The sequence below is a fragment of the Flaviaestuariibacter amylovorans genome, from assembly GCF_039541815.1.
Taxonomy (GTDB): Bacteria; Bacteroidota; Bacteroidia; order Chitinophagales; family Chitinophagaceae; genus Flavisolibacter; species Flavisolibacter amylovorans.
On the sequence record NZ_BAABGY010000007.1, the window covers coordinates 165773 to 187760 of the forward strand.

Consider the following 21988-nt stretch of genomic DNA (forward strand, 5'->3'; position numbering starts at 1 on the left):
ACAAAAGCTCTTTTACCACTATGCGTGAAAAAATCCTCGCAGAACTGCGCAAGAAATTCGCAGGGCTGCCTGAATTCCTTCTGGGCCAGTATGCCGACAAGCTCGCCGCCACTGTAACAGAAGAATCGGCCATTGAGGGCGCTGTAAGCGAACTCGAAAAGCTCCCCCTCTCTTTGAAAGATCAAGCAGACCTGCTGCAAAAGGAATCCGACCGTCGGGTATCAAACGCTCAGAAGGAGTGGGAGAAGAAAAATCCCAAGCCGGCTGGCGATCCCCCCAAAGTCGATCCCGTGCCCGATGATGCACCCGCCTGGGCCAAGACACTCATTACGAAGGTCGAGGAACAGAACAAGACCATCGCGCAGCTGCAGGCAGAAAAGGTGCAGGGTAACCTCACCCAGCAGCTTCACGCCAAGCTCGCCGAGAAGAAAATCCCGGCTGCACTGGCGAAAGGCCGCATGATCGAAAAACCGGAAGACCTCGACGCGGTAGTAGCGGAGATCGAAGCCGATCACACCGCCTACCTGCAGGAACTGACCAACCAGGGCCTGGTACAGCAAGGGGCACCGACGAAGGGAATCGAGAGCACGCCCGCAGCAGGAGCGGAAGCCGATATCAAGGCATGGGCGGAAAAGAATAACCCGAAAAAATAAGGCACTCACCTCCAAAAACTCTTTATGTCTCTTCAACCGAAAAAGACTTCAGTCGCCGCCGGTGTACCGGTGTGGCAGCGCCAGCCGGAGACCGCTTCCGGCGGCTTCGCACTTGCTGGCTATGCCCTGCTCGCTGCTGCCACCGTCGCTGCCGGCACGCCCGTGGCCTTCGATGAGGCCACCCGCACAGCTACCGTCCTGAAGACGGCCAAGCTCGCCGCCAACGCCACCAACGTGGCCACGACCTACAACGTCGAGAAAGGCCACCACTTCAAGGTGGGCGACAACTTCGGCGCCGTAATCGGCGGCAAGGCGTACCCCATCACCGCCATCGACACGTCAAATGCCAATTACGACGTTTTCACCGTCGGCACCACGCTCGGCGTTGCACTGGTAGCCGGTGACGCGCTCTTCCAGTCCTCCGCCACCGGTGCCTCCGCCGCAGCTCTCATGGTTACGCCCAACGGCCTGGTGTACGAAGGCATCACCGTCGAGGAAAACGCGCCTCTGTCGGCCGTTATCCGCGGCACCGTGTACGAGCGTCGCATTCCGGCCATCCCGTCGGCTGTAAAGTCCGGCATTCCGAACATCATTTTCTCAAAAAGCTTCTAAACCCCGTAGGAGGAATAAACAATGGAACGCTTAAAATCCATCTTCGGCTCTTACGCCGACAAAATGCAGGTGATGGTCGACAACAGCCTCGACCGTTTCGCCCCTACGTGGCACCAGAACTACTTCACGCAGGCCCCTGCGCAGGTAAGCCTCAATTTCGAGTCCGTCATCGGCCAGAGCCGCATCGAAGCCGCGGCATCCGTGGTGGACCGCAACGCCGGCATCCCGCTGCGTAGCCGTGCAGGCCTCGCTAAGCTCTCCGGCTCCATCCCCGCCATCAAGGAGGGTATGAAGATGCAGGAAAGCGACATGCGCGACTTCCTGGCCATGCAGAACATGCCCGTGGCCGAGGAAGCCAAGAAGGCGCAGCTGCTGGCCTTCATGTTCAACGACATCCGGCAGGTGGGTAGCTCCACCGCCAAGCGTCTGGACATCATGTGCCTTCAGGCCGTTTCCACCGGCCAGGTAGACCTCTCCGCCACCAACAACCCCGACGGTATCGTGGCCGGCACGATCGACCTGCTGATGCCCTCGGCCAACAAGGTGAATTCCGCCGTATCCTGGGACAGCGCGAGCGCTACGCCGCTCACTGTCGACATCCCGGGCATCGTTGCCACCGGCCGCGCTAAAGGCGTCACCTTCGCCAAGATGCTGATGACGCCGACGCAGTTCATCAACTTCCAAAAGATTACGGAGGTGAAGAACCTACTGTCCAACTTCCTCGGCTTCAAGCAATCGGGCACCATCCTGGCCACCCTCGACAACATCAACACCTTCCTGCAGGCGAACCGCTTCCCTGTGATCGAGCTGGTGGACGAGGTGATCGGCATCGAGAAGGACGGCGTGATCGAGACGATCAGCCCCTTCAAGACCGAGAACGTGTCGTTTGTGCCCGCAGGCCCCCTCGGCGTGATCAAGAACGCAATCGCTATCGAGCAGATCAAGCCGGTTGCCGGCGTTGCCTACGCAACCCTGGGCGCCACGCTGATCTCGAAGTGGAGCACCAACAACCCGTGGAGCGAGATCACGGCCGCCGAGCTCAACGCCTTCCCGGCGTTCGAAGCCATCGACGCGACCTTCATCCTCGTGGCGGTGCACGCCTAAACTGAACGCTCTTTGACTCATTGAACATGACGATCCAGGAAGCCTTTGTAGCCGAGCTCGATGAAGTCGCCGTACCAGCGGCCACGATCCAGAAGACCCTTTTGGATCGTGGCCTCAACGGTGCGACTACCTACGCCCCTGAGGAATATGCGAAGGATGTGGACCTGTGCGTGATCGACTGCCTGTACCGGATGTATACCAGGCCGGACGTGAAGGAAGGCGACTACAGCAAGTCCCACCCGGACATCTTCCGCAAGCTCGAGGCCCGTCTCCTGTTCCTTGCCACAAAGCACCAGGTCACCGAAGTGCTGGCGGTCGTGGCGCCGGTGAAAGCTGGCCCCACGATTAAAGACGGTTCCGCAAAATGGTAGGCCAGTATCCCCATACTGCCACCTTCCATGGGTACAGCGACGGCACGCAGGATCCGGACACCGGCGATATGGAGCCCGGCACGCACAACGAGCTGGAGGCACCTTGCCGCGCCGAGATCAGGACCGCTCAGGATCCGGTTAAAACCGCCGACGGCGTAGCCATCAACTTCACCTGGATCCTCTACCTGCCGGCGCTGTCCGCGACGATTACACCCGGGACGAAGGTCACGGTGCTCGACGCGAGCGGTAACCCGATGCTGGAGGATACGGTAAAGCTGGCGCTCGCTGGAACCTACAACGCACGGGTATGGCTGTAAAGCTTACGCCCAAGTTCAAGCCGGCGGAGTTCCGCGCCATGATGCTGGAGCGGGTCGCGCGCATTGAGCAGGCGATCTTGCTCAGGCTAAAGCGGGTAGGTGAAACTTACGTGGCGAACGCCCGGACAAACGGCACCTACACTGACCAGACTGGCAACCTCAGAGCTTCGATCGGCTACGTGATTCTGAAAAACGGGGAGCAGATCGATCTGAAGCTCGAAGGGACCAAGGAGGCCAAAACAGCCGCCGAGGCCGCCATAAAGGACGCTATCGCCGACATGAAGACCCGGGTGCCTGCAGGCTACGTCCTCATCGTAGTAGCCGGCATGGAGTACGCGGCAGCAGTGGAGGCAAAAGGCAAGGACGTTATCACCGCTTCCGGCAAGATCGCTGAAAAGCAACTCCGCGAGGCACTGGCCGCCATCGCACGCAAAGGAGCGAAACTGACATGAAGACAACCCTCGAAATAGAGACCCTCATCTGGCAGCACCTGGCGGGCTCCGCACTCAAGGCGGCGCTCACCGGTGGCATCTACAAGATGCAGCGGCCGTCGAACTCGAAGGTCGAGGATGTGGTCATCGTGTCGCTTCCGGTCAATAACCTGGCGTTGCAGGGCGCGGTCGTAAACGTCAACATCCATGTGCCGGATCTCCCGGTACGGGCCAACGAGGTAACCGGCGGGCAGCCCCATCACACCCGGCTCCAGCAGCTGGCGGCGCAGGCCATCGGCATCTTGCAGGACACCTGGGACGAGGCAGGGGAGTGGACCTGGGATGTGCAGCAGCAGAACGTGTTCAAGGACGATGAGGGCGGGGGTCATTTCGTCAACATCCGATTAGAATTCTATTCCATCAACTCTTAAACAGCAATAAGCAAAATGGCAAAGCGTAATTATGGCCTCGCCAAGGTCGAATTTGGCGACATCGAAAGCGATGGTGGCGTGGCCACATCGTTTACCGAAGTGGGCGACACCGTGTCGGACTCGATGGCGCTGACTTCCACCGATCCGCAGACCACCGACTTCAACACCGAGCAGAGCGACTCGCCGATCGAAACGATCGTTTCCACGCCGGCGCAGATCTCGCTCGCCTTCTCCACCTACGACGTGAGCGCTGAAGTGCTCGAGAAGCTCTTTGGCGGCTCCGAGACCACAGGCCTCGTCAAGACCTTCGGCACCATCACGCCGGGCTCCTCGTACACCAACGGCACCTACACCAACGTGGCCCTCACCGGCGGCGCGGGAACGGGCGCTAAGGCCACCATCGTGGTTGCCGGCACCGTGGTTACTTCCGTCACCCTCACGGAAGCCGGCTCCGGATACGTTGCGGGCAACTCGCTCTCTGCAGCAGCCGTAAACATCGGCGGCACCGGCTCTGGCTTCGCTGTCGTGGTGAGCGCCATCACGAGCAAGTGGGAGCTCGGCGACACGCTGCCCGAGATCGAGCAGTCCGTGCGGCTGACCGACAAGAAGGGCAACGTCATCACCATCCCCCGCGGCAAGGTGATCGCAAAGCTGAACCTCGGCCTCTCGAAAACGAAGCTGGGCCAGCTCGACGTGACGGTGAACGTCCTGCAGCCGCTGAAGAGCGGCACCAAGCGGATGACTGTGGCATACGCCTAAGATCCGTACCCTATTTCCAAACAGAGAAAGAGCCTCGAGCCGATACGGGCTTCGGGGCTTTTTTCTTACTCCCACACCATGGAACAGAAAAAAGAAATCAACCTCAAGGAAACGCTCCGGGACGCGGCCCAAGCCGTCGTACAGGATCCGATCACGCTTACCGTGGATATCACGCCGCAAGGACGGTTTCATGCGCTGCTGCAGCGCCTGCGCTTGGCGCCGCGAAAGCGTACCCTCTGCATCCGCCCGGCAACCCTGGGCACCCTGCAGCGGATCTCTGCCCTCGTACTTACGATCGACCAGGAGGCACTGCGCAAGGGCATGCTGAGCGGGTCCTACGAACTGGCCGACAAGCATGCGCCGACGATTGCACGCATCATTGCTCTGGCCGTCACCAACCGGCGCGCGCTGCCTTCAGCAGGCCTGGAGCGGTTCATTCTGGAGCAGTTCAGCCCCGGAGCACTCGTGCAGACGCTGGGTATCGTGATGCACCAGCTCGACATCAAGTCTTTTACGACTGCTATCGTCTCCATCCGCGGCCTAAACCTGCTGGAAAAAAGGGAGGAGACGAGCCCAGAGACGCCGGCGGAGATGATAGCCCCTGGCATGCCCTCGGCGGCGCAGTGAAGTACTTCCGGCTGACGCCGGACTACCTGCTGTGGGAGCTCTCGTTTCAGAACCTCACGATGCTACTTGCCACCATCCCGGTCTACGAGCCTGCCGAAAAGAAAAAGGACGAAGAGCCGGCTCAGGGTGGACCCGATAAAGGCTTCGAAGATCTCGCTTCATTCTTAAACCTATAACCCACCAAATGGGCAACGTAAACGTAAACGGAGCGCCGCTGGAGTTCACAGCCGCCATCGATGACAAGGGCTTCAACGCATCGCTTCAGAAGTTGGAGCAAGGCATAGAGGCGAGTGTGCGCCGCCAGATCGAGGCGAACAAGGAGGCTGAGAAGGCGCAGGCTGAGTACTCACGGATGATCGTTTCGACCGGCCAGGCCTTCAAGGCCCTCGATGCCGGCGTGCAGGGGCAGATTAAGCAGCTCACGAGCCTGCAGTCGGAGCTTGCGAAGGTGAAGGAGGCTCAGGATCTCCTCAGCGAGCGCAAAGAACTCGGGCTCATCGGAACGGACACAGCCAACAGCAGCATGGCCGCCCTCGTGGCCAGGGAGCGGGAGCTAAGCGCCGCCATCGGTCAGGTATCGAAGCAGATGGAAACCTCCGACGCCATTATGCGCGCGGCCACGGGCTCGCTGCTCGAGAAATCGCTGCAGCTTGCCAATCTGAAAGAGCAATACGTCGCCCTTTCTGAGGCTGACCGTAACAATGCCGACATCGGCGGTAAGCTGCTTACCAACATTCAGGCGCTCGACGAGGAAGTGCGTGCCGTGAATGCAGGAATGCAGTCGGTGCAGAAAAATGCCCTCGGCTCTATCAATGCCCGCCTCGAAGCGCTGTCAAAGCTGAAGGAAGAGTACTCGGCGCTCTCTGAAACAGACCGCAACAGCAGCGTCGGCCGCGGCATGCTCGCCAACATTCAGCAGATCGATGCCGAGGTGCGGACGCTGAACGGCTCCTTCCAAGCTATAGCCGCCAATGCCGCGGGGTCGCTGAATGAAAAGATGGCCACGCTGAGCCGCTTGAAGAACGAGTATGCCGCCCTTGCTGCCGTGGACCGCGATAGCGACATCGGCAAGGCGCTGCGGGAGAACATTCAGGGAGTGGAGCAAGAGGTGCAGAAGATCAACGGGGCCTTCGGAGATACCAACAGCCTCGTATCGGACGCAGTGGCTGCCATCGCCGCCTACGCTTCGCTCGCCTCAATGGGATCTTTCCTTTCGGATGTGATCGCTGTGCGCGGCGAGTTCCAGAAGCTCGAGGCCGTGCTCACCAATTCGCTCGGCTCGAAGGGGGCTGCCCAAGAGTCGCTGCAGATGATTTCGGAGTACGTCGCCCGGACGCCCTTCGAGCTCAAGGAAGTGGCGGATTCGTACGTGAAGCTTGTGAACCAAGGCTTCAAGCCGACGCGCGACGAGATCGCCTCCATCGGCGACCTGGCCGCCAGCACCGGCAAGCAGTTCGACCAGCTCGCCGAGGCCATCATCGACGCCCAGACCGGTGAGTTCGAGCGCCTGAAGGAGTTCGGCGTGCGTGCTTCGAAAGAGGGCGACCGGATCACCTTCACCTTCCGCGACCAGAAGACGGTGGTAGAGGACTCCAACGAGGCCATCCGCAACTACCTGGTGAGCCTCGGCAAGGTGGAAGGCGTTGCCGGCGCCACAGCTGCAATTTCAGCAACCCTCGAGGGCCAGATCTCCAATCTGCGCGACGCCTGGACCCGCATGCTCAATGATGTAGGCCAGAGCGGGGAGGGGGTGTTCTCTACTGCGATCGCTGCCGCTACCTCTCTTGTCGAGAACTACCGTACGGTGGTCGACATCCTGAAAACCCTCGTCCTGAGCTACGGCGCGTACCGTGCAGCCATGATCGCCAACTCGGTGATCACCGTGCAGTACAGCGTGGCCACCCGCGGGCTTTCCATCGCGCAGACGTTGCAGGCAACCGCCACAACTATTTCCAAGCGCGCCATGGACGCGCTCAACCTGTCGATGAAGGCAAACCCTGCTGGCCTCGTCGCTGCGGCTGTTGCGGGACTGATCAGCTACCTTGTATTCTTCAAGGATTCTGCGACGGAAGCCAGGCAGGCGCAGGATCTGCTCAACGATGCCCAATCCGATGCGTCGGCGAAGTTCGCCGAGCAGGAGGGGGCCATCCGCGGATACGTGGAGGAGCTGAAGAATCAGAATCTTTCCGAGCAGGCGCGCCTCGATGCGTATACGAAACTGAAGAACATAGCTCCCGACATCATCGGCCAATTGACGTTTCAGGCAGCGAAGACCACCGACCTGACCGACGCCACCAACGTCTACATCGCATCGCTCCGTCAGCGCCTCGATCTGGAAGCGAACCAAGAGGCGTACAAGGCTGCCCGGAAGCAGCGAGAGGATGCCTTTGCGCTTGCTGAGGCGGCGCGCAAGCGGCAGGGTGGGAGCAACCAGGAATCGACAACGCGGGTGCAGGGTGCTGCCGCAACAGTAGTGTCCGAGCTCACTGAGTATGGGCAAGCTGTAAAGGCGTTCCGGGAAGCGGATAGAGTGGTGCTCGACGTCGAGCGCAAGATCAAGAGCTCGGTCGAGAATACCGAGCAGGCCATCACCGATCGCATCGCGGTGCTGCAAAAGGAGCAGGCGATGTTTGGCACCAACTCCGAGCGCTACAAGGAGTACGCGGCCCAGATCACATCGCTGAATAACCAGCTCGCAAAGCTGCGCTCAGGTAAGAAAGAAGACGCTCCTGCCCGCACGCTGGAGGTGATCGACAAAGAAATCAAGGCGGAGAAGGAAAAGCAGCAGCAGTTTTCTGCTTCATCTGCGCAATACAAGGCCTACCAGGAAACGATCGCGAAACTCGAAGCGGAGCGCGAGCGCATCGTCGGAAAATCGAAAACGCAGCAGAAAGCGCAGCAAACCGAGGAAAACAAGGCCAACGCGGCGCTCGAGAAGCGTACGAAGCTACTTGAGGATATCGCCGGCTGGCAGCGGGAAGCCGATCGCACCGGTATGGTGAAGGAAGCGTCCGAGATGGATAAGGTCAACGCTAAGTGGGACGAGCGTCTTTCACTGGTAGCCGAGTACAACGAGTACATCCGCAAATTCAATAAGGAGCACAAGACCAACCTTCCACTCATCGGGCAGGATATTCTAAAGAAGATCAACGACGCCCGCACCCAGGAGGTCGGAAACGTCGGCTTCAAGGAGGACGCTGAGAAATACAAGACCCACCTCGACGAGATGAAGAGCGTCTTTGAGAAGTACGAGGAGGCGAAAAAGCAGATCGGTTCCGTAAAGGCCGCGGAGCTTTACCGCGAGCAGATTCAGGGCTTTGAGTCGTACGAGCAGTTCCTGATGATGGAATTCGCTAAGCTGCAGCCGAAGATCAAGGCCGGCGTGGCAAACATCGCTGAGCAATTAAAGTTCGAGGACGTGGTGAAAAAGCTGACAGCCATCGGAACGCAATCGGCCGAGCAGCAAATCAACAACATTGTGAGGGTGGTCACCGCTACGGCCACCGCTGCCACGCGACGCCAGCAGATCGAAGACAAATATGCAAAGGATCTCGCGATCCTTCAGGCCAACTACGCCGGCGAGGAGTTCGAGCAGCGCAAGAAGTTGCTTGACCAGGCACGGCAGGACGAGCTCGACGCAGTGCAGGACAGCGTAAATAAACAATCGGAGGCGTACAAGCAGCTCAATAAGGACATCACCTTCTATTCGCGTGAAGCGATCAGGGGTCAAATCGATGCGATCAAGCGGCTCCTCACGGGTAAAGACCTGTCGCCTGTGATGCGGAAGCAGCTCGAGGCCCAGCGCGACAGCCTGCAGGAGATCTACGACCAGAGCAAGATCAGCCCGGAAGCCCGTGAAGCGGCCAAGGAATTCGGGAAGATGGCCGATAAGTTGGGACAGGTGTCGGGCATCATGTCCGGCCTGTCCGGTATCGCGGCCAACTTCGATGGGGAGCTTGCTTCTGTCCTCGACACGATGTCTCAAATGGCGAGTGTGGGGCAAGATGTGTTTACCGCAGTGTCGCAGTTTGCATCTGGCAACATCCTTGGAGGTGTCACGTCAGTCATCGGCGGCATCGGCAAAGCACTGGGCATCGGCCGCGCTGCGCGCGAGGAGGAGCGCCGCCGGGAGCAGGAAGCCCGCCAGTTCCAGTTCGACATGTTCCTAGGGGCCCAGGATCTGCTGGAGCTTGAGCGCGAGCGCACACGCGAGGCCGTGAAGCGCGGGAAGCTCACCATCGACGCACTCAACGCGGAGAAGGCCCTGCTTCAACAGCAGCGGGTCGCGGCGCAGCAGCAGTTTGCCTTTCTGCTGGGCGAGCTTCAAAAGCACACCGGCAAGAGTACGAAGAGGGTAGACTTCGGCTTCGGCATAGTAAGGAGCTTCATTGAAGACTTTTCGCTCGCTGGCAAGTCCTATGAGGAGCTTGAGCAGCTCTTCGTCCGTGGCCAGTTGCAAGACAACGCGCGCGCTCTCTTCGAGCAGCTACAGGAACTGAAGCAGGAGGGCGTCGACATCGACCGCATGCTCGAGGAAAACAAGCGCCAGGCGATGGAGCTTTTCACCGGCACTACCGAAACCTCGATTGCCGACACCATCATTTCAGGCTTTCAGAACGGGCTTTCCGGGGCGGCAGACTTCGCGTCCTCCTTCGAGGACATGATGAAGCAGGCCATCCTGAATTCCCTCAAGTTCAAATACCTCGAGGGTCCGCTGAAGGACTTCTACGCGGAGTTCGCAGCCGCGTCCGAATCCGATGGTCAGCTGACTTCCGCCGAGATCGCCGCTCTGCAAGGGATGTACAACGACATCATCAACGGTGCTTCGCAGCAATTTCAGAGCTTACAGCAGCTTACTGGCCTCAACTTCAGTGGTGCCGGCGCAGCGGCACGTACGCTTACCGGTGAAGTAAAAAACCTGACCGAAGAAACTGGAAGTATTCTGGCAGGTCGTATCGGAGCGATCCAAATGATGATGAATGAAATGCTGGGGATGCATCGTGCAGCGCAAGGCAACCTAAACGATATTGTTGCAAATACCGGAAACACTGTTATTGAATTGAGGCGGCTAAACCAACGCTTTGATCGATACGAGACCGGTCAATCTAAAATCAATGTAATTGCCTAATGGAGCACATCATACTTCACGAGATCAAAAAAGCAGCAGACACACTATGCGTGTCGCTCGAGTTCACAAGTTTTGCCCTCCCGTTGTCTGGACGTGTCCCGGCTGACACCGATGACGAAGCCTTTCTTAGGCTGCTTTTTCAAGAATTCACTGTTTTCTTCAAAACGAAATATTCGGCGGCGCTTAAGGGACCGGATCGTGATTTGGTTGCTGATGCGGCACGGATGCTCAAACCTATCTCACCCGAGACCATCAATACAGCGCCGACCTTCGTTGCTTCGATCCTCCGCCAGGCGTGGCCGGAGCCAGGGCTTAATCTGCACGTATTAGCCGCACTGGAAGTACGAAATGGCTACCTGCGTCTATCATCACTAGGCGTACCAATTGTCCGAACGTTGCGCGCAGCGGGCCAGTCCTATTTCCAAATGCTGGAAGAAATCTCTTTTTACAACAGCATCGGCCTTCCGGAAGCTGAGATCATCGCTAACATCTTCAAAAAGAAACAATGAACTACGACGCATTGCTAACAGGGAAGCACTTTATGGACGGCATGGATCTGTGGACGGTCTACAGCCTTTTCGTGGAAGGGGGGTCGGATGACTTCCTGAAGTATGCCGCAGCCAAGGAAGGCATTTCCCACGACTGGACCGACGCTCACGGGGTCGACGTGGATCTCTCGCGCCGGTTCCTCGCGGGCCGTAATATCTCGCTCAAGTGCGGTATGCTCGTGGCCAGTGAAGCTGAATTCTGGCTCAAGTACGAAGCCCTGCTCAACCACCTGATGAAGCCGGAAAAGCGGCGCATCGAGGTGGCGGAGTTTGGCGATCGCTCTTTCTACGTGTACTACAAGGACGTGAGCAGCCTCGGCCGGTTCACCAAGATCAAAGACTCGGACCTGATTGGCATCAAGTTCACGCTCAACCTCGTCGAAAACGAGCCGCAACTGGATAACACCAACACGTTTATCGTAGACGAGACTGGCCGCTTCCTCATCACCTAAGCACAGCACCCCAATATGGATACACTTGACATTTACCGCGGCGGCAACCTGCTGGCAACCATCCAACCGGGAAGCAACGCCGTGCAGAGCAAGCAGATCATGGGCGAAAACGTCCTGCGCCTTGACTTCGAGATGAGCCGATACATCGATTTCACCGTGGGTGATACCGCCTCCGTTTTCGGTGAGGTGTATAAGATCAACCAGCTGCCGGTGATCAAGAAGGCCGGCACCTATGCCTTCCAGTATACGATCACGATGGAGGCCGTGGGTGCGGACCTCGCAAAGGCACAGTTCCTGTTCCTGAACCCTTCGAACAGCCTGCTCGAAAGCGACTTCTCACTGATGGGCGACCCGGCCACGTTCATGGCGCTGCTCCTGCAGAACGCCTCCCGGCTGCCGTCCTCTTCTTGGCAGATCGGGCAGGTGATCGCAGGTCCTTTCAAGGCGCTGTCCTTCTCGAAAGAGAACTGCTACAACGCGCTGTCACGGATCGCCGAGGCCTTCGATACGGAGTTCTGGATCGAGGGTACGACGATCCACCTCACTAAGCGGCGCATCGACACGGCACTGCGTTTCGAGGTCGGCCGCAACCGGGGGCTGTATGAGATCGTGCGCACGAACTTCAACAATTCGTCCCTGTGCACCATTCTCTACGCCAGCGGCTCGGATAAGAACCTGCCGGCTGATTACCGCGGCGGCGCCCGCCGGCTGACGCTGCCCGGCGGAGACGTGTTTGTTGCCTCTTTGAACGGCCAGATCAACTATGGGGTGCTCGAGGGATCGGAGGTCTTCGACGATGTGTACCCGCAGCGGACCGGGAAGGTCACGGCCGTAGATCCAGGTAACATCTACCGGTTCGTGGATTCGACAATCGACTTCGACGTGAATGACCAGTTGCTGCCCGGCCTCACGGCTCGCCTTACGTTCAATACCGGGAACCTGGCGGGTTACTCTTTCAAGGTTTCCTCGTTCGACAATGCCACCAAGACCTTCGTGATCTTGAAAAATGATGAGGAGCGCGTGCTCGAGCTGCCGAACGCCTCGATGAAGCCCGCCATCGGCGATCAGTACGTGCTTACCGACATCGCCATGCCGCAGGTGTACATCGACCGGGCTGAGGAGCAGTTGAAGGCGCGCGCCGACGCCCTGCTCGAGCAACTGGCCACCCCGCAGCTGTCGTATGCAGTGACCATCGATCCGACGTACGTGAAGCGGTACGGCATCACGCTGGTCATCGGGCAGGAGGTGATGATCGCAGACCCGCACCTGAACGTCGAGCGGAAGATCCGGATTGTGAAAACAACGCGGAACCTGCTGCAGGAGACGAGCTACACGGTCGAACTTTCCGACCTGGTGACTCCGGGCACGCTCGCGCGCATCATGGCCGCGCAGTACGAGGCAGACCGGGGCATCGCGCAGCTGCAGGCCTCCGTGCAGAACAACGCCCTTCTGAACGGCAACGTGATCGGCTCGCTCAACTTTCAGAGCCTGCCCACATCGGCCGGTGGCTCCGGCTTTTCCGATCTGATCGTCGAAGACAGCACCGGAAAGCTCTATCGGAAGGTTTAATCTGTGAACGGATGGCCGCGTTCACAGATTAACAAAGCCCGCCCTGAGCGGGCTTTTTAGCTTCGATATCGCATGGCTACAGTACGCATCAACGAGCTTCCTTCACCCGTCGTAGACCTGTCGTTAAACGACATGTTTCCGCTTTGGACGAACGCTGACGGGAAAACCCGAAAGGCGTCCCTGCAGCAGCTCCTCGCCTTTATCGGTACAGGCGGCGGAGGCGGTACTCATGCGCCGGTGCTGACAGGCGATCAACTGATCTACGAGCCCGAGCCGGCCGAAGTGGGCACCGATACGGCCACTATCCCCGAAGCTGCTGGCCTCGATTTTCACCTCACCCGTGGCGGCCGCCCTCTGAAGCCACAGCTGCCGGTTACGGATCCGGGCTATCCGCGTGCGGATGCCGAATACGAGATCCTCGATGCCGGCGGCTTTAAGCTCCTCCAGCCGGGGGATGCGCTGGGTCAGGATGAGCGGTACCTGCTTGAGTTCTACGAGCTGCAGTCGACCACCGGCGGAAGCGGCGGTGGGACGGGCTCAGGCTCCGCGCTAATCACAGGGGCTATCACAGCCCCATCCAACCTGCCGCTCAACGCCACGACGCACGCCGGCAAGCTGATACAGATCCGCGGGCTCTCGACGCAGCTCACCTTCACCCTGCCTGACCTCGGGGACTGGCCGGAGAACGGGATCATCCCGTTTGAGGCCACGATCAATAATTCCGTGCAGCACAAGATCACGACCACCGGCGGGCAGTTCATCTGCCTGGGCGGATCGTCGTACAACTCGATCTACGTATCTCCGGGCGAAGTGGTGTGGCTATATCGCGGCACCGATGGCTGGTACGTGCTTGGCGACTTCTGGCGCTCCTACGATGCCCTGGGCACCGTATTCCCCACGTTCAAGATCGGCCCCCGCGACCTGCTCTGCAAAGGTCAGCTGCTGTCGCGCGCCGCATACCCGCGCCTGTGGGAGTACGTGCAGACGCTCGGCTCCTCGCTCGTGTCGGACGCTAAGTGGAACACGGCCACGGAATACTACTACAGCGGCGGATGGACTACCACGGCGCCGGGCGCGGGTGTCGCGCATGAGCGGGTCGACCGCCCGTACCGCGGCTGCTTCTCAACCGGCGACGGCTCCACCACCTTCCGCTTGCCGGACCTCATGGACGTGGCGCTCGCCGGTGTGCTCTCAGAGTCCGGCACCGACCCGCTCCGTCCCTTGAATAAGCCGGGCGGCTACCAGGCGGCGGGCGTTGGGCTCACCACGACCGACATGGGCGGGCAGGACGGCCTCACCGGCACTTCGACCGGCCTCGGATATACCGCCGGGAGCCCCGGTGTGACCGAATTCAAGAACAGAACGACGGTACACGGCACGAAGACCCGCATGGCAAACGTCGGGTTTTACTGGGCCATAAAATACTAACACGATCATCATTTATGAAACGACTATTGACCCTGCTTTTCTGCTTTGTGAGCCTCACGGCCGCCGCTCAGGTGCCCCAGAAGAACGGCACCTGGTACGAATTCCGCCTGGCCATCATCGACAGCCTCGGCATTCCGAAGGACACATTCATGGTTCCCGCTACGCTTCGGCACCTGCCCTGGCTTTCCTCGAAAGGGGACACACTGTACGTGTGGAGCACCGACGGCCAGAAATGGCGGCGACCGCCTGCCGGCGCCTCGAACCTCCAGGAAACTACCGACGGCGGCAACGGCACTACCAACGACATCAACATCCGTGTGGGCGCCGATGACGTGCTGGGGCTTTACCCCGAAGACAACCACGGCACAGTAGGCTTCCGCTCCGATGCTGGCCACTGGACCTATGTAACGGGTAACCTCGCCACCGGCACACGGCAGATCCTGTGGCCGAACGGCTCGGGCAGGGTTGCGTTGACCGATAGCGTGATTCAGAACCAATACACGACGAAGCAACCTGCAAATGCCTACCTCGATTCGCTGAAGGCCCTACGCCTCAACGTGCTGGGAGGATTGAACGGGCAACTCACCGACACCATCAACCACATTTACCTTCCTGTAAAGGCAAGCACGGGCCAGACGACAACCCGCTGGGCCAATTCGTTTGTGATCTCGAACCGCACGCGGGAGCAGGACATGGCGAAGAATGGCTGGTATTACTGGACGAGTAGGGGCAACTCCACGCTGCTGAGCCTCAACCGGGAGTTTTACTTTTCTGAAGGCGACAGCGCGTCGGTGCAATACAACGCCTCCCTGAGCTCCTTCACAGCGCTGTATATGGACCACGCTAACCCACGTTACAACACGGGCAGCGGTGTGATGAAGATGCCCACGCTCCAGTCCGGCGGCTTCAATTCGGTCTACCGATTCGGACCGACTACCGATGTGCAGGTATGGCTCGGCATCCAGGGACGCAACGCGGGCAACTACCACAGCACCTTTGATTTCGCTACCGACAGCAACTACATCGTACGCACCTACCAAGGCAGCGCCACACGGCCAACACCCCTTGCCGCCGGCTTCGTGTCCGACATCGACTTCGACCGGAACCTCGACGGGAAGCAGCGGATCTTCACGGGCGAGCAGGGCATCGCCAACTTCATCGGAATGTATAAGAGCGCGCAATCCGGGTCGCCGGCTGCACGCGGCTCGTCGGTGGGGCAGGTGACCGACTTCTACTCGCTTGGTGTTTCCTACAAGCGGCCCTACGGCACCAGCCACAGCAAGGCGACGATCCTGGCAGACTCAAAGATTGACACGGCGGTGGGATTCTATTCCTATCCCAAGTGGGAGCAGTACAACGAGGTGGGCAACTGGCCGGTGGGCTTTTGGCAGGCCGGCGCCAGCGACGTGAACACATTCGAGGGGCAGACCTTCTTCGGCTTCCCCTACTTGCCGGGTAAAGCAACAGCCGACAGCAATACGAACCGCTCCGCCACCTTCTTCAAGCCGGCGGAATACTACAGCAACCAGGGCTCCGGGTTCACTGCACGCAGCCTTGTAGATAAGGGCTATGTCGATAGCGTAGCTGCCGGGGTCTCGAGCGGCGTAACCGTTGACACGGCCGCCATGGCCACGCGCCTCCGCGTCATGCAGGTAGCCGACAGCCTTTCCGCGCTTATCCCTGCCCTCAATAGGAGCCGCAGGTACGATTACTTCACCGACTTCAACGCCACCGCCGGCGAGTGGACGGTGACGAGCTCTGGCGGCAGCGTGACGGCGGTGAACTCGCCGGTGAACCGCCCGGGCGTCATCCGCCTATCGACGGGATCTACGGCCACCGGCCGCTACGCCGTCCACGGCGGGCTTTCCAACACCAGCACCTTCGGCGGCGGCACCTGGTCGCTGGAAACAGCCGTTCGCATCACGACGGCTTCGGATGCCACCGACCGGTACCAGCTGCTCGTGGGCTTCCTTGGCGCGGTCAATACGGTGAACCAAACGGACGGCGCGTACTTTCTTTACGACGAAGGCGGGGTTTCTACGGGATCGACGGCCGCCGGCTACTGGCAGACGGTGACGGCTGCATCGTCCTCGCGGACCTTCAACCAGAGCCACACGCCGGTGACGGCCTCCACGGCCACCTGGTACAAGCTCCGTATCGAAGTGAACGCCGCTGCTTCACAGGTGCTGTTCTACGTGAACGGTACGCTCGCGGGCACACATACCGGGACCATTCCCACATCTGCTACCGGCTTTGCTATCTACGTCCAGAAAAGCCTGGGCACTACGTCACGGACCATCGATGCTGACTACATGCAGGTGCAGAGTGTGTTCACGACACCACGATAAAAAAAGGCGGCGCAAAAGCACCGCCCGACCGCTGATATCTTAAATGAATTCGACCAATGGTTTCTTATCAAGAAACGGGCCATTGGCGCAACAAACGACCAATGGACAACAATAACAGCCCTTCATGGGGTACTTATGTCGGAACCGGCCTTGCCGGCGCCTACGGCCTATTTAAAGGCGGCGGGCTCCTGCAGGTGAATGCAGGCACAGTGTGGGAAGAAATGTGGGCAAAGCTGGGACCGGCTATTGTCACTGCGTCGCTTTGTGCCGCCGCTGGCTGGGCCACTACACAGCTCTGTAAGATCATATACCGTCTTGCCGTCCGGGCTATTGCCAAACTCCTCAAACGCAATCCATGAAAAGTTTCATCCAGCGCAACCAAGTGTTGCTCTCCGCCGTGCTCTCGGCCGTCGTGCTAACGCTGCAGCAGCTGCTCACCCAGAAAGAAACCTCACTGAAGGTCGTGGGCTTCGCCGTGTTTATTGCAGTACTCGGTGCGATCGCCAATCAGTGGAAGGGGCGGGGCGTGACCGTGACGGGTATTCTGGGCACGCTTGCCGGCGTTGTAACCAATGTGCACCAGTCCGGCTCCTTTACCTGGAACGAGCTCGTGCTCTCGGCGCTCGTCGCCTTGCTCACGGCGGCCTCTTCGAGCCTGCGACCGGAGCGACACCCCCGCTCGGCGCGCGCAAGCGGCCCGCGGCCGGTGCTCCATGGCCCAAAGAGAGGACCCTCGTACAACAAAAATTGAGTTATATGCAACGCGAACCCATCATCCGTTTCGGCATCTACGTCTTCACGGCCGTAGTGCTGCTTTTCTGCGTGGCAACCTGTTACCACGCCTGCACCTCGTCAGCCGATTATACCGTGATTGCCAGCGACACGGCCTATGATCACGTGCACGCGAACACTGGCGACCATGTACCTAATGAAAAGAGCACAACGCCCCCGGCGGATCTCGCTGCCGCAATCGAAGGCGGGCGCCTGCTCACCGGCCGCGGTCAAGCGTCACCTGTACCACGAAGCGTGACACTGCCGCCGCTGCAAGGTGCCTGGTTGCCCGCCGGCGGTACTGTGAAGCGTGACACGAACCGGGTGACGGTGTACGACACCGTGCGGATCCGCGTCGACAGCGCTGCCATCGTGCAGGGCTATCTCGATTGGCTGAACACCAGGGAGTACGACACGATCTACGAGACCAAGTATGGTCCCGTGCACCTCTCGGAGCGGCTGCAGTACAACCGCGTGGCCACGAGGAGCGTCACTGCCAACTTCAAGATCCCCGTCGTTACCAATACAGTGCAGCTCCCGGCACCGAAACCAAAGCGCTGGGGCATCGGCCTGCAGGTGGGATACGGCTATCAACTCGGGGCCCAGCCGGCACCGTACGTGGGCGTTGGCCTTTCTCGTAACCTCATTCGATTCTAAATGACATGCGTAACAACTACAAGCCCGGCAAGGCGTCACTCCCGTACCACATTCGCAAGTGGATCGAGCCAGTCGCGGCGCCATATCATATCGCGAAAATGGTCGGGGCGATTACTTGCCCTCCGTGCAATAGCAAACTGCCTGTACCATGGGCTGATGCCGTGGCAGCTGTACGAAAGGACCTGCCATTATGAAGGCATGACCTACCTGCAGCACCTATTGCTAAACCTGAAGTATGCATGGGTGTGGATTCGGGGCCGCCAAACAATCGGTGATATTCGATTTGAAATGAAGACTAATAAATCCGGCTGGAATTTGTCAAAGATTCTGCCCCAATGCATGTACCAATGAACCGACTCCGAACTATTCTAGAAAAAGAAGGTCAGGCCAGAATCGTCGCATTCGAGTGTCCCGGATGCGGTGAAGAGCACGCGGTGCACGTCAACGGAGGTGTGATGACAAACAAATATTTCTGGGGCTTCAACAATGATTTTATTCGCCCCACATTCACCCCGTCGGTTCTCGTTCGCTCCGGGCACTACGCTAAGGAAAACGAGGGCCCCGGACTATGTTGGTGCGACTACGAACAGCGTTTCCGAGAACCGGCTCCCTCAAGATGCGAGGTCTGCCACTCTTTCGTGACCGATGGTCGGATCCAATTCCTCAGCGACTGTACGCATGCGCTCGCCGGGCAAACGGTGGACCTTCCGGAACTCCCCCAATAAGCCCAATAGACAAATAGCCCGATAGCCCATTACCCCAATAACCCGCGCAGGAATATGTCCAATTCCGGCGCCCAAAATATGTAAGCTATGTCCGTAAAGAACTCATACCCCAATCTGCCCACTCTGAAATACATGAAGACGAAGGTGGAGATGGCGGAGGTGATCTGCCACCTGCGCAACATGCCGCTGCCCAACGAGGTGAAACGCGCCACGTACGTGATCTTCCGCATCGAATCCGCCAACGGCACCAAGGGCATCAATAACAACTACGGCGGCGTGCAGGCCGACAGCGGCCGCTGGGGCGCGGAGTACGATCACCTCTTTGAAGGCACCGTGGCGCTGAAGGAGAACACCACCCAGAAGGATCGTCTCTTTCTTGCCTTCAAGGACACGGCGAGCTTCCTGGGCTTCCTGTCGCACCGGCTGCAGGCCCGTGGCCTCTACGTAGGCGGCACCACCTGGAAGATCACGAAGCTCCGTGTGAAGACGGTGGAGGATCTGGCGCTGGCTTATTACCGCGAATGGGTGACCGGCAATGCGAAAGCTGCGGTGCCCGAGGCGAACAAGGCAACCATCACCAGCATGTATAAGCAAGCCTCAGAGCTGTTCAAATAGTTTTTCTGGCCATGTACGGTTAAGGGCAAGCACGCCCCGGGATTTCTCCCGGGGCTTTTTGTACCTTCATACCGTTATTGGCATCCTGGAAGCGACCCGCAACGCTTCACACGCCCGGCACGGTGCAAACGTGGTCGGGCTTTTTATTGCCCGGTTTTTGCACCAGAGGTGTAAACCCCTCCCATGCGTCCAGCCATTGATCTACATCCTGAGGCCGTCGACCTGAGCCCTTTGGCACCATTCATCGAACACGGTGCCGACCTCCCGAAGACTGATCTGCTGCACCGAGCCGCCGGCAAAGTCGAGGCGGCGTTGATCGTCTACCTCAAAAGCGTTGTGTTTAGCCGCATCCTGAAAGACAGCGCCGGAAGGGTCTACCTGCTTTAGCCGGCAGCAGCCTTTCCGCCTTCGCCTTGTTCCGGCGCCTTCGGGGCGAACGCATTACGTACGGCTTTCAGGCGGGCATGCTCCCGTTTCTCTCTGGTCACGTCGTACACGTTTCGAACCATGTCGGTGCCCAGGTGTCCCATCTGCTCGGCCGCTGCCTCTTCGCCCACGGCTGTGACCGTTTCCGAGGCGTTCAGATGCTTCAGGCTATACAGGTCGATATCTATTCCGAGGCCGCCCTTTTCGCGCTTCGCCTTCACATGCCGGCGCCACCAGTCGCCGGGGATATTGTCCGTCATCGCCTTGTCGCCCGGCACAAAGCTGATGCGCCCACGGGCGGAGCAAAAAAGGAATTGCTCCGGCGCACAGTCCTCGAGGAAAAAGCGCCAGAAGGGGAGTGACACGGTTTTGATCGTGCGCTCCACCTCCCGGGCGCTGCGCCCCTTCTTCACAACAGAACGGTATACCTGCCTTGACAGGTCCACGTCTTTTGCGCGCAGTTGGAGCAGCTCTTTCGGACGGCCGCCGGAATGAAAAAACAAGTTCACGAACATGTGGAAGCGTGGCGCCACCTTGGCTAGGTGCTCATCGATGAGGGTCCGCTGCTCGTCGGTGAGCACGGCCCGCAGCTTCTTGAAGATCTTCATCTCTGACACGTCGCGCACCGGGTTGGCAGTCACGGCTTCGCATTCGACGAGCTCTTTGAAGAGCATCATCAGGTAGGCCCGGTACCGGTTATAGGTAGTGGCCGTCCATGCCTTCGTGATCTTCGTCAGGCCCTTTGGCGCGTCCGGTTTGTGGGCGGCGCCGAGGTGGGTGAGGATGGTCTTGATGTGCCGCCGGGCGATTTGAGAAATGGGAAGCTCCCAGTAGCGCAGCTGTTTGGCTGCCTTCTCTACTGCATCGATGACGTACTTCATATCCCTCCGGGTGCGCTCCTCAAGGTGCAGGCGTACCAGGGCCGCACGGAGGGCCGGAATAAACTTGGAGTAGGGGTCGATCTCGTAGATGATCTCCGGGGCACCGTAGGCATACTGGCCGGTGATCGGGTTGAATCCGAGCACGTCGAGCTTGTGGGCCTCGTCCTTGATGATCTCGTCGACCGCGATCCGGCGCTCGATCACGTCCTTGTAACGGTTGACGCCGTGCTTCAGTTGCACCAGCATCGGCTTGATGCGGCCGCGCTCGTCCCGGTTGGTAGGGTCGTAGAAGCGGTAGTAAATCCGCCAGTCCTTTTTGACCGACTTAGCGGACTTTTTCCAGTCCTTTGGGGTCACTACGATCTCGCTGCGGAAGCAGCCATTGGGTAAGTCCTTCATTTCAGTAGCATTTACGGTGTGTACGATTTTGTGTACTGTGCCTGAAAAATGCTACCAGCTAGAGGTTCTAAATTCTCGTTTGAAAAACCTCCAAAGCCTTGTGGGGTAAGGCTTTGGAGGCAGGTGCCCCGGGCCGGAATCGAACCGGCACATTGTTGCCAATGGCAGATTTTGAGTCTGCTGCGTCTACCAGTTTCGCCACCGGGGCAGGGCGGCAATATTACGGCTTTTGGCCTAACTGCGCGGCGAGGCGCTGCAGGTATTTTTTCTTGTAGTAATAGGCTTTTACCTGCAGCAGCTCTTCTTCGGAAGTAACACCTTCCTGATAACCTTCCACAATGTTCGCAACAGGCGCATAGATCTCGTTTTGCCATTGATTCAATTGCTCCGCCAGGCGCGCACGCGCAGCATCGTCTGCCTGTGTTTCCGGCACCGACTCGTTGAGCTCCATCATCTCCATGAGGAAGTCGGGCGGCAGCGCGTACTTTTCGTCCGGTGTCAGCAGGCCTTTTTCCTGCAGCACATAGCCCAGCAGTGCGTCGTCATCGCCGAGGGTCTTATACGCCTTGTTGAGCTGCGCCGATCGGTCGAGCGCATCGGCCTGCGTGGCGGCGTCGGCCTGGGCGAAGTAGTCGGGGTGCGCCGCCCGCGAGAGCTCGAAAAAACGCTTCCGTAGGGCTACCTTATCCGTGCGCAGCTGCACGGGAAGGCCGAAAAGTTCGAAGTAGTTCATAAA

23 protein-coding genes and 1 tRNA gene are annotated in these 21988 nt (G+C 59.1%); 21 read left to right on the plus strand and 3 right to left on the minus strand.

The window, feature by feature from the left end; translation table 11 throughout:
• Positions 1 to 20: 20 nt before the first annotated feature.
• The 21 genes from ABD937_RS09230 to ABD937_RS09330 all read left to right on the plus strand — a co-directional run bounded on the left by ABD937_RS09230 (position 21) and on the right by ABD937_RS09330 (position 19933).
• Positions 21 to 653, plus strand: coding sequence for a hypothetical protein (locus ABD937_RS09230; RefSeq protein ID WP_345255284.1), 633 nt, complete (start codon positions 21 to 23; stop codon positions 651 to 653).
• Positions 654 to 677: 24 nt separating this feature from the next.
• Positions 678 to 1265, plus strand: coding sequence for a hypothetical protein (locus ABD937_RS09235; RefSeq protein ID WP_345255285.1), 588 nt, complete (start codon positions 678 to 680; stop codon positions 1263 to 1265).
• A gap of 21 nt (positions 1266 to 1286) precedes the next feature.
• A complete protein-coding gene (locus tag ABD937_RS09240) occupies positions 1287 to 2369 on the plus strand; it encodes a major capsid protein (RefSeq protein ID WP_345255286.1) in 1083 nt (360 codons plus the stop codon).
• Between the two features lie 26 nt (positions 2370 to 2395).
• The gene (locus tag ABD937_RS09245; RefSeq protein ID WP_345255287.1) at positions 2396 to 2740 is read left to right on the plus strand and encodes a DUF6706 family protein; all 345 of its coding nucleotides are present in this window, start codon (positions 2396 to 2398) and stop codon (positions 2738 to 2740) included.
• Positions 2734 to 3057, plus strand: coding sequence for a hypothetical protein (locus ABD937_RS09250; RefSeq protein ID WP_345255288.1), 324 nt, complete (start codon positions 2734 to 2736; stop codon positions 3055 to 3057). The genes ABD937_RS09245 and ABD937_RS09250 overlap by 7 nt, the downstream gene beginning before the upstream one ends.
• Positions 3048 to 3509, plus strand: a complete 462-nt coding sequence (locus ABD937_RS09255) for a hypothetical protein (RefSeq protein WP_345255289.1) — start codon at positions 3048 to 3050, stop codon at positions 3507 to 3509. Before ABD937_RS09250 ends, ABD937_RS09255 begins: the two co-directional genes overlap by 10 nt.
• Positions 3506 to 3919, plus strand: a complete 414-nt coding sequence (locus ABD937_RS09260; RefSeq protein ID WP_345255291.1) for a hypothetical protein — start codon at positions 3506 to 3508, stop codon at positions 3917 to 3919. Before ABD937_RS09255 ends, ABD937_RS09260 begins: the two co-directional genes overlap by 4 nt.
• 15 nt (positions 3920 to 3934) lie before the next feature.
• Positions 3935 to 4678: a hypothetical protein gene (locus ABD937_RS09265; RefSeq protein WP_345255292.1), complete on the plus strand. Its 744-nt coding sequence runs from the start codon at positions 3935 to 3937 to the stop codon at positions 4676 to 4678.
• A 78-nt stretch (positions 4679 to 4756) separates the two neighbouring features.
• Positions 4757 to 5305: a hypothetical protein gene (locus tag ABD937_RS09270; RefSeq protein WP_345255294.1), complete on the plus strand. Its 549-nt coding sequence runs from the start codon at positions 4757 to 4759 to the stop codon at positions 5303 to 5305.
• A gap of 184 nt (positions 5306 to 5489) precedes the next feature.
• Positions 5490 to 10433: a hypothetical protein gene (locus tag ABD937_RS09275; RefSeq protein WP_345255296.1), complete on the plus strand. Its 4944-nt coding sequence runs from the start codon at positions 5490 to 5492 to the stop codon at positions 10431 to 10433.
• Complete coding sequence (locus ABD937_RS09280) at positions 10433 to 10942, plus strand: hypothetical protein (RefSeq protein WP_345255297.1); 510 nt, start codon at positions 10433 to 10435, stop codon at positions 10940 to 10942. The genes ABD937_RS09275 and ABD937_RS09280 overlap by 1 nt, the downstream gene beginning before the upstream one ends.
• Complete coding sequence (locus ABD937_RS09285) at positions 10939 to 11433, plus strand: hypothetical protein (RefSeq protein ID WP_345255299.1); 495 nt, start codon at positions 10939 to 10941, stop codon at positions 11431 to 11433. The genes ABD937_RS09280 and ABD937_RS09285 overlap by 4 nt, the downstream gene beginning before the upstream one ends.
• Before the next feature lie 15 nt (positions 11434 to 11448).
• Complete coding sequence (locus ABD937_RS09290; RefSeq protein ID WP_345255300.1) at positions 11449 to 13002, plus strand: phage tail family protein; 1554 nt, start codon at positions 11449 to 11451, stop codon at positions 13000 to 13002.
• A gap of 72 nt (positions 13003 to 13074) precedes the next feature.
• Entirely contained in the window at positions 13075 to 14430 is a 1356-nt protein-coding gene (locus ABD937_RS09295; protein ID WP_345255302.1) for a hypothetical protein, read from the plus strand.
• A 14-nt stretch (positions 14431 to 14444) separates the two neighbouring features.
• Positions 14445 to 16778, plus strand: coding sequence for a hypothetical protein (locus ABD937_RS09300; protein ID WP_345255303.1), 2334 nt, complete (start codon positions 14445 to 14447; stop codon positions 16776 to 16778).
• Positions 16779 to 16879: 101 nt separating this feature from the next.
• The gene (locus ABD937_RS09305; protein WP_345255304.1) at positions 16880 to 17137 is read left to right on the plus strand and encodes a hypothetical protein; all 258 of its coding nucleotides are present in this window, start codon (positions 16880 to 16882) and stop codon (positions 17135 to 17137) included.
• A complete protein-coding gene (locus ABD937_RS09310; protein WP_345255306.1) occupies positions 17134 to 17529 on the plus strand; it encodes a hypothetical protein in 396 nt (131 codons plus the stop codon). The genes ABD937_RS09305 and ABD937_RS09310 overlap by 4 nt, the downstream gene beginning before the upstream one ends.
• A 5-nt stretch (positions 17530 to 17534) precedes the next feature.
• Entirely contained in the window at positions 17535 to 18206 is a 672-nt protein-coding gene (locus ABD937_RS09315) for a DUF6808 domain-containing protein (protein WP_345255308.1), read from the plus strand.
• A 347-nt stretch (positions 18207 to 18553) separates the two neighbouring features.
• Entirely contained in the window at positions 18554 to 18931 is a 378-nt protein-coding gene (locus ABD937_RS09320; RefSeq protein ID WP_345255310.1) for a ubiquitination-like system serine protease family protein, read from the plus strand.
• Between the two features lie 132 nt (positions 18932 to 19063).
• On the plus strand, positions 19064 to 19546 hold the full coding sequence (locus ABD937_RS09325; RefSeq protein WP_345255312.1) for a hypothetical protein: 483 nt from the start codon (positions 19064 to 19066) through the stop codon (positions 19544 to 19546).
• Between the two features lie 183 nt (positions 19547 to 19729).
• Entirely contained in the window at positions 19730 to 19933 is a 204-nt protein-coding gene (locus ABD937_RS09330) for a hypothetical protein (RefSeq protein ID WP_345255313.1), read from the plus strand.
• Here ABD937_RS09330 and ABD937_RS09335 read toward each other — a convergent pair.
• The 3 genes from ABD937_RS09335 to ABD937_RS09345 form a co-directional block, all read right to left on the minus strand.
• Positions 19930 to 21252 carry a site-specific integrase gene (locus ABD937_RS09335; protein WP_345255315.1) on the minus strand — a complete coding sequence of 441 codons (1323 nt, stop codon included), beginning with the start codon at positions 21250 to 21252 and terminating at the stop codon, positions 19930 to 19932. The genes ABD937_RS09330 and ABD937_RS09335 overlap by 4 nt on opposite strands.
• Positions 21253 to 21376: 124 nt before the next feature.
• Positions 21377 to 21460: transfer RNA gene (locus ABD937_RS09340), tRNA-Leu, on the minus strand.
• A 12-nt stretch (positions 21461 to 21472) separates the two neighbouring features.
• Positions 21473 to 21985, minus strand: a complete 513-nt coding sequence (locus tag ABD937_RS09345) for an iron-sulfur cluster co-chaperone HscB C-terminal domain-containing protein (protein ID WP_345255316.1) — start codon at positions 21983 to 21985, stop codon at positions 21473 to 21475.
• Positions 21986 to 21988 lie beyond the last annotated feature (3 nt).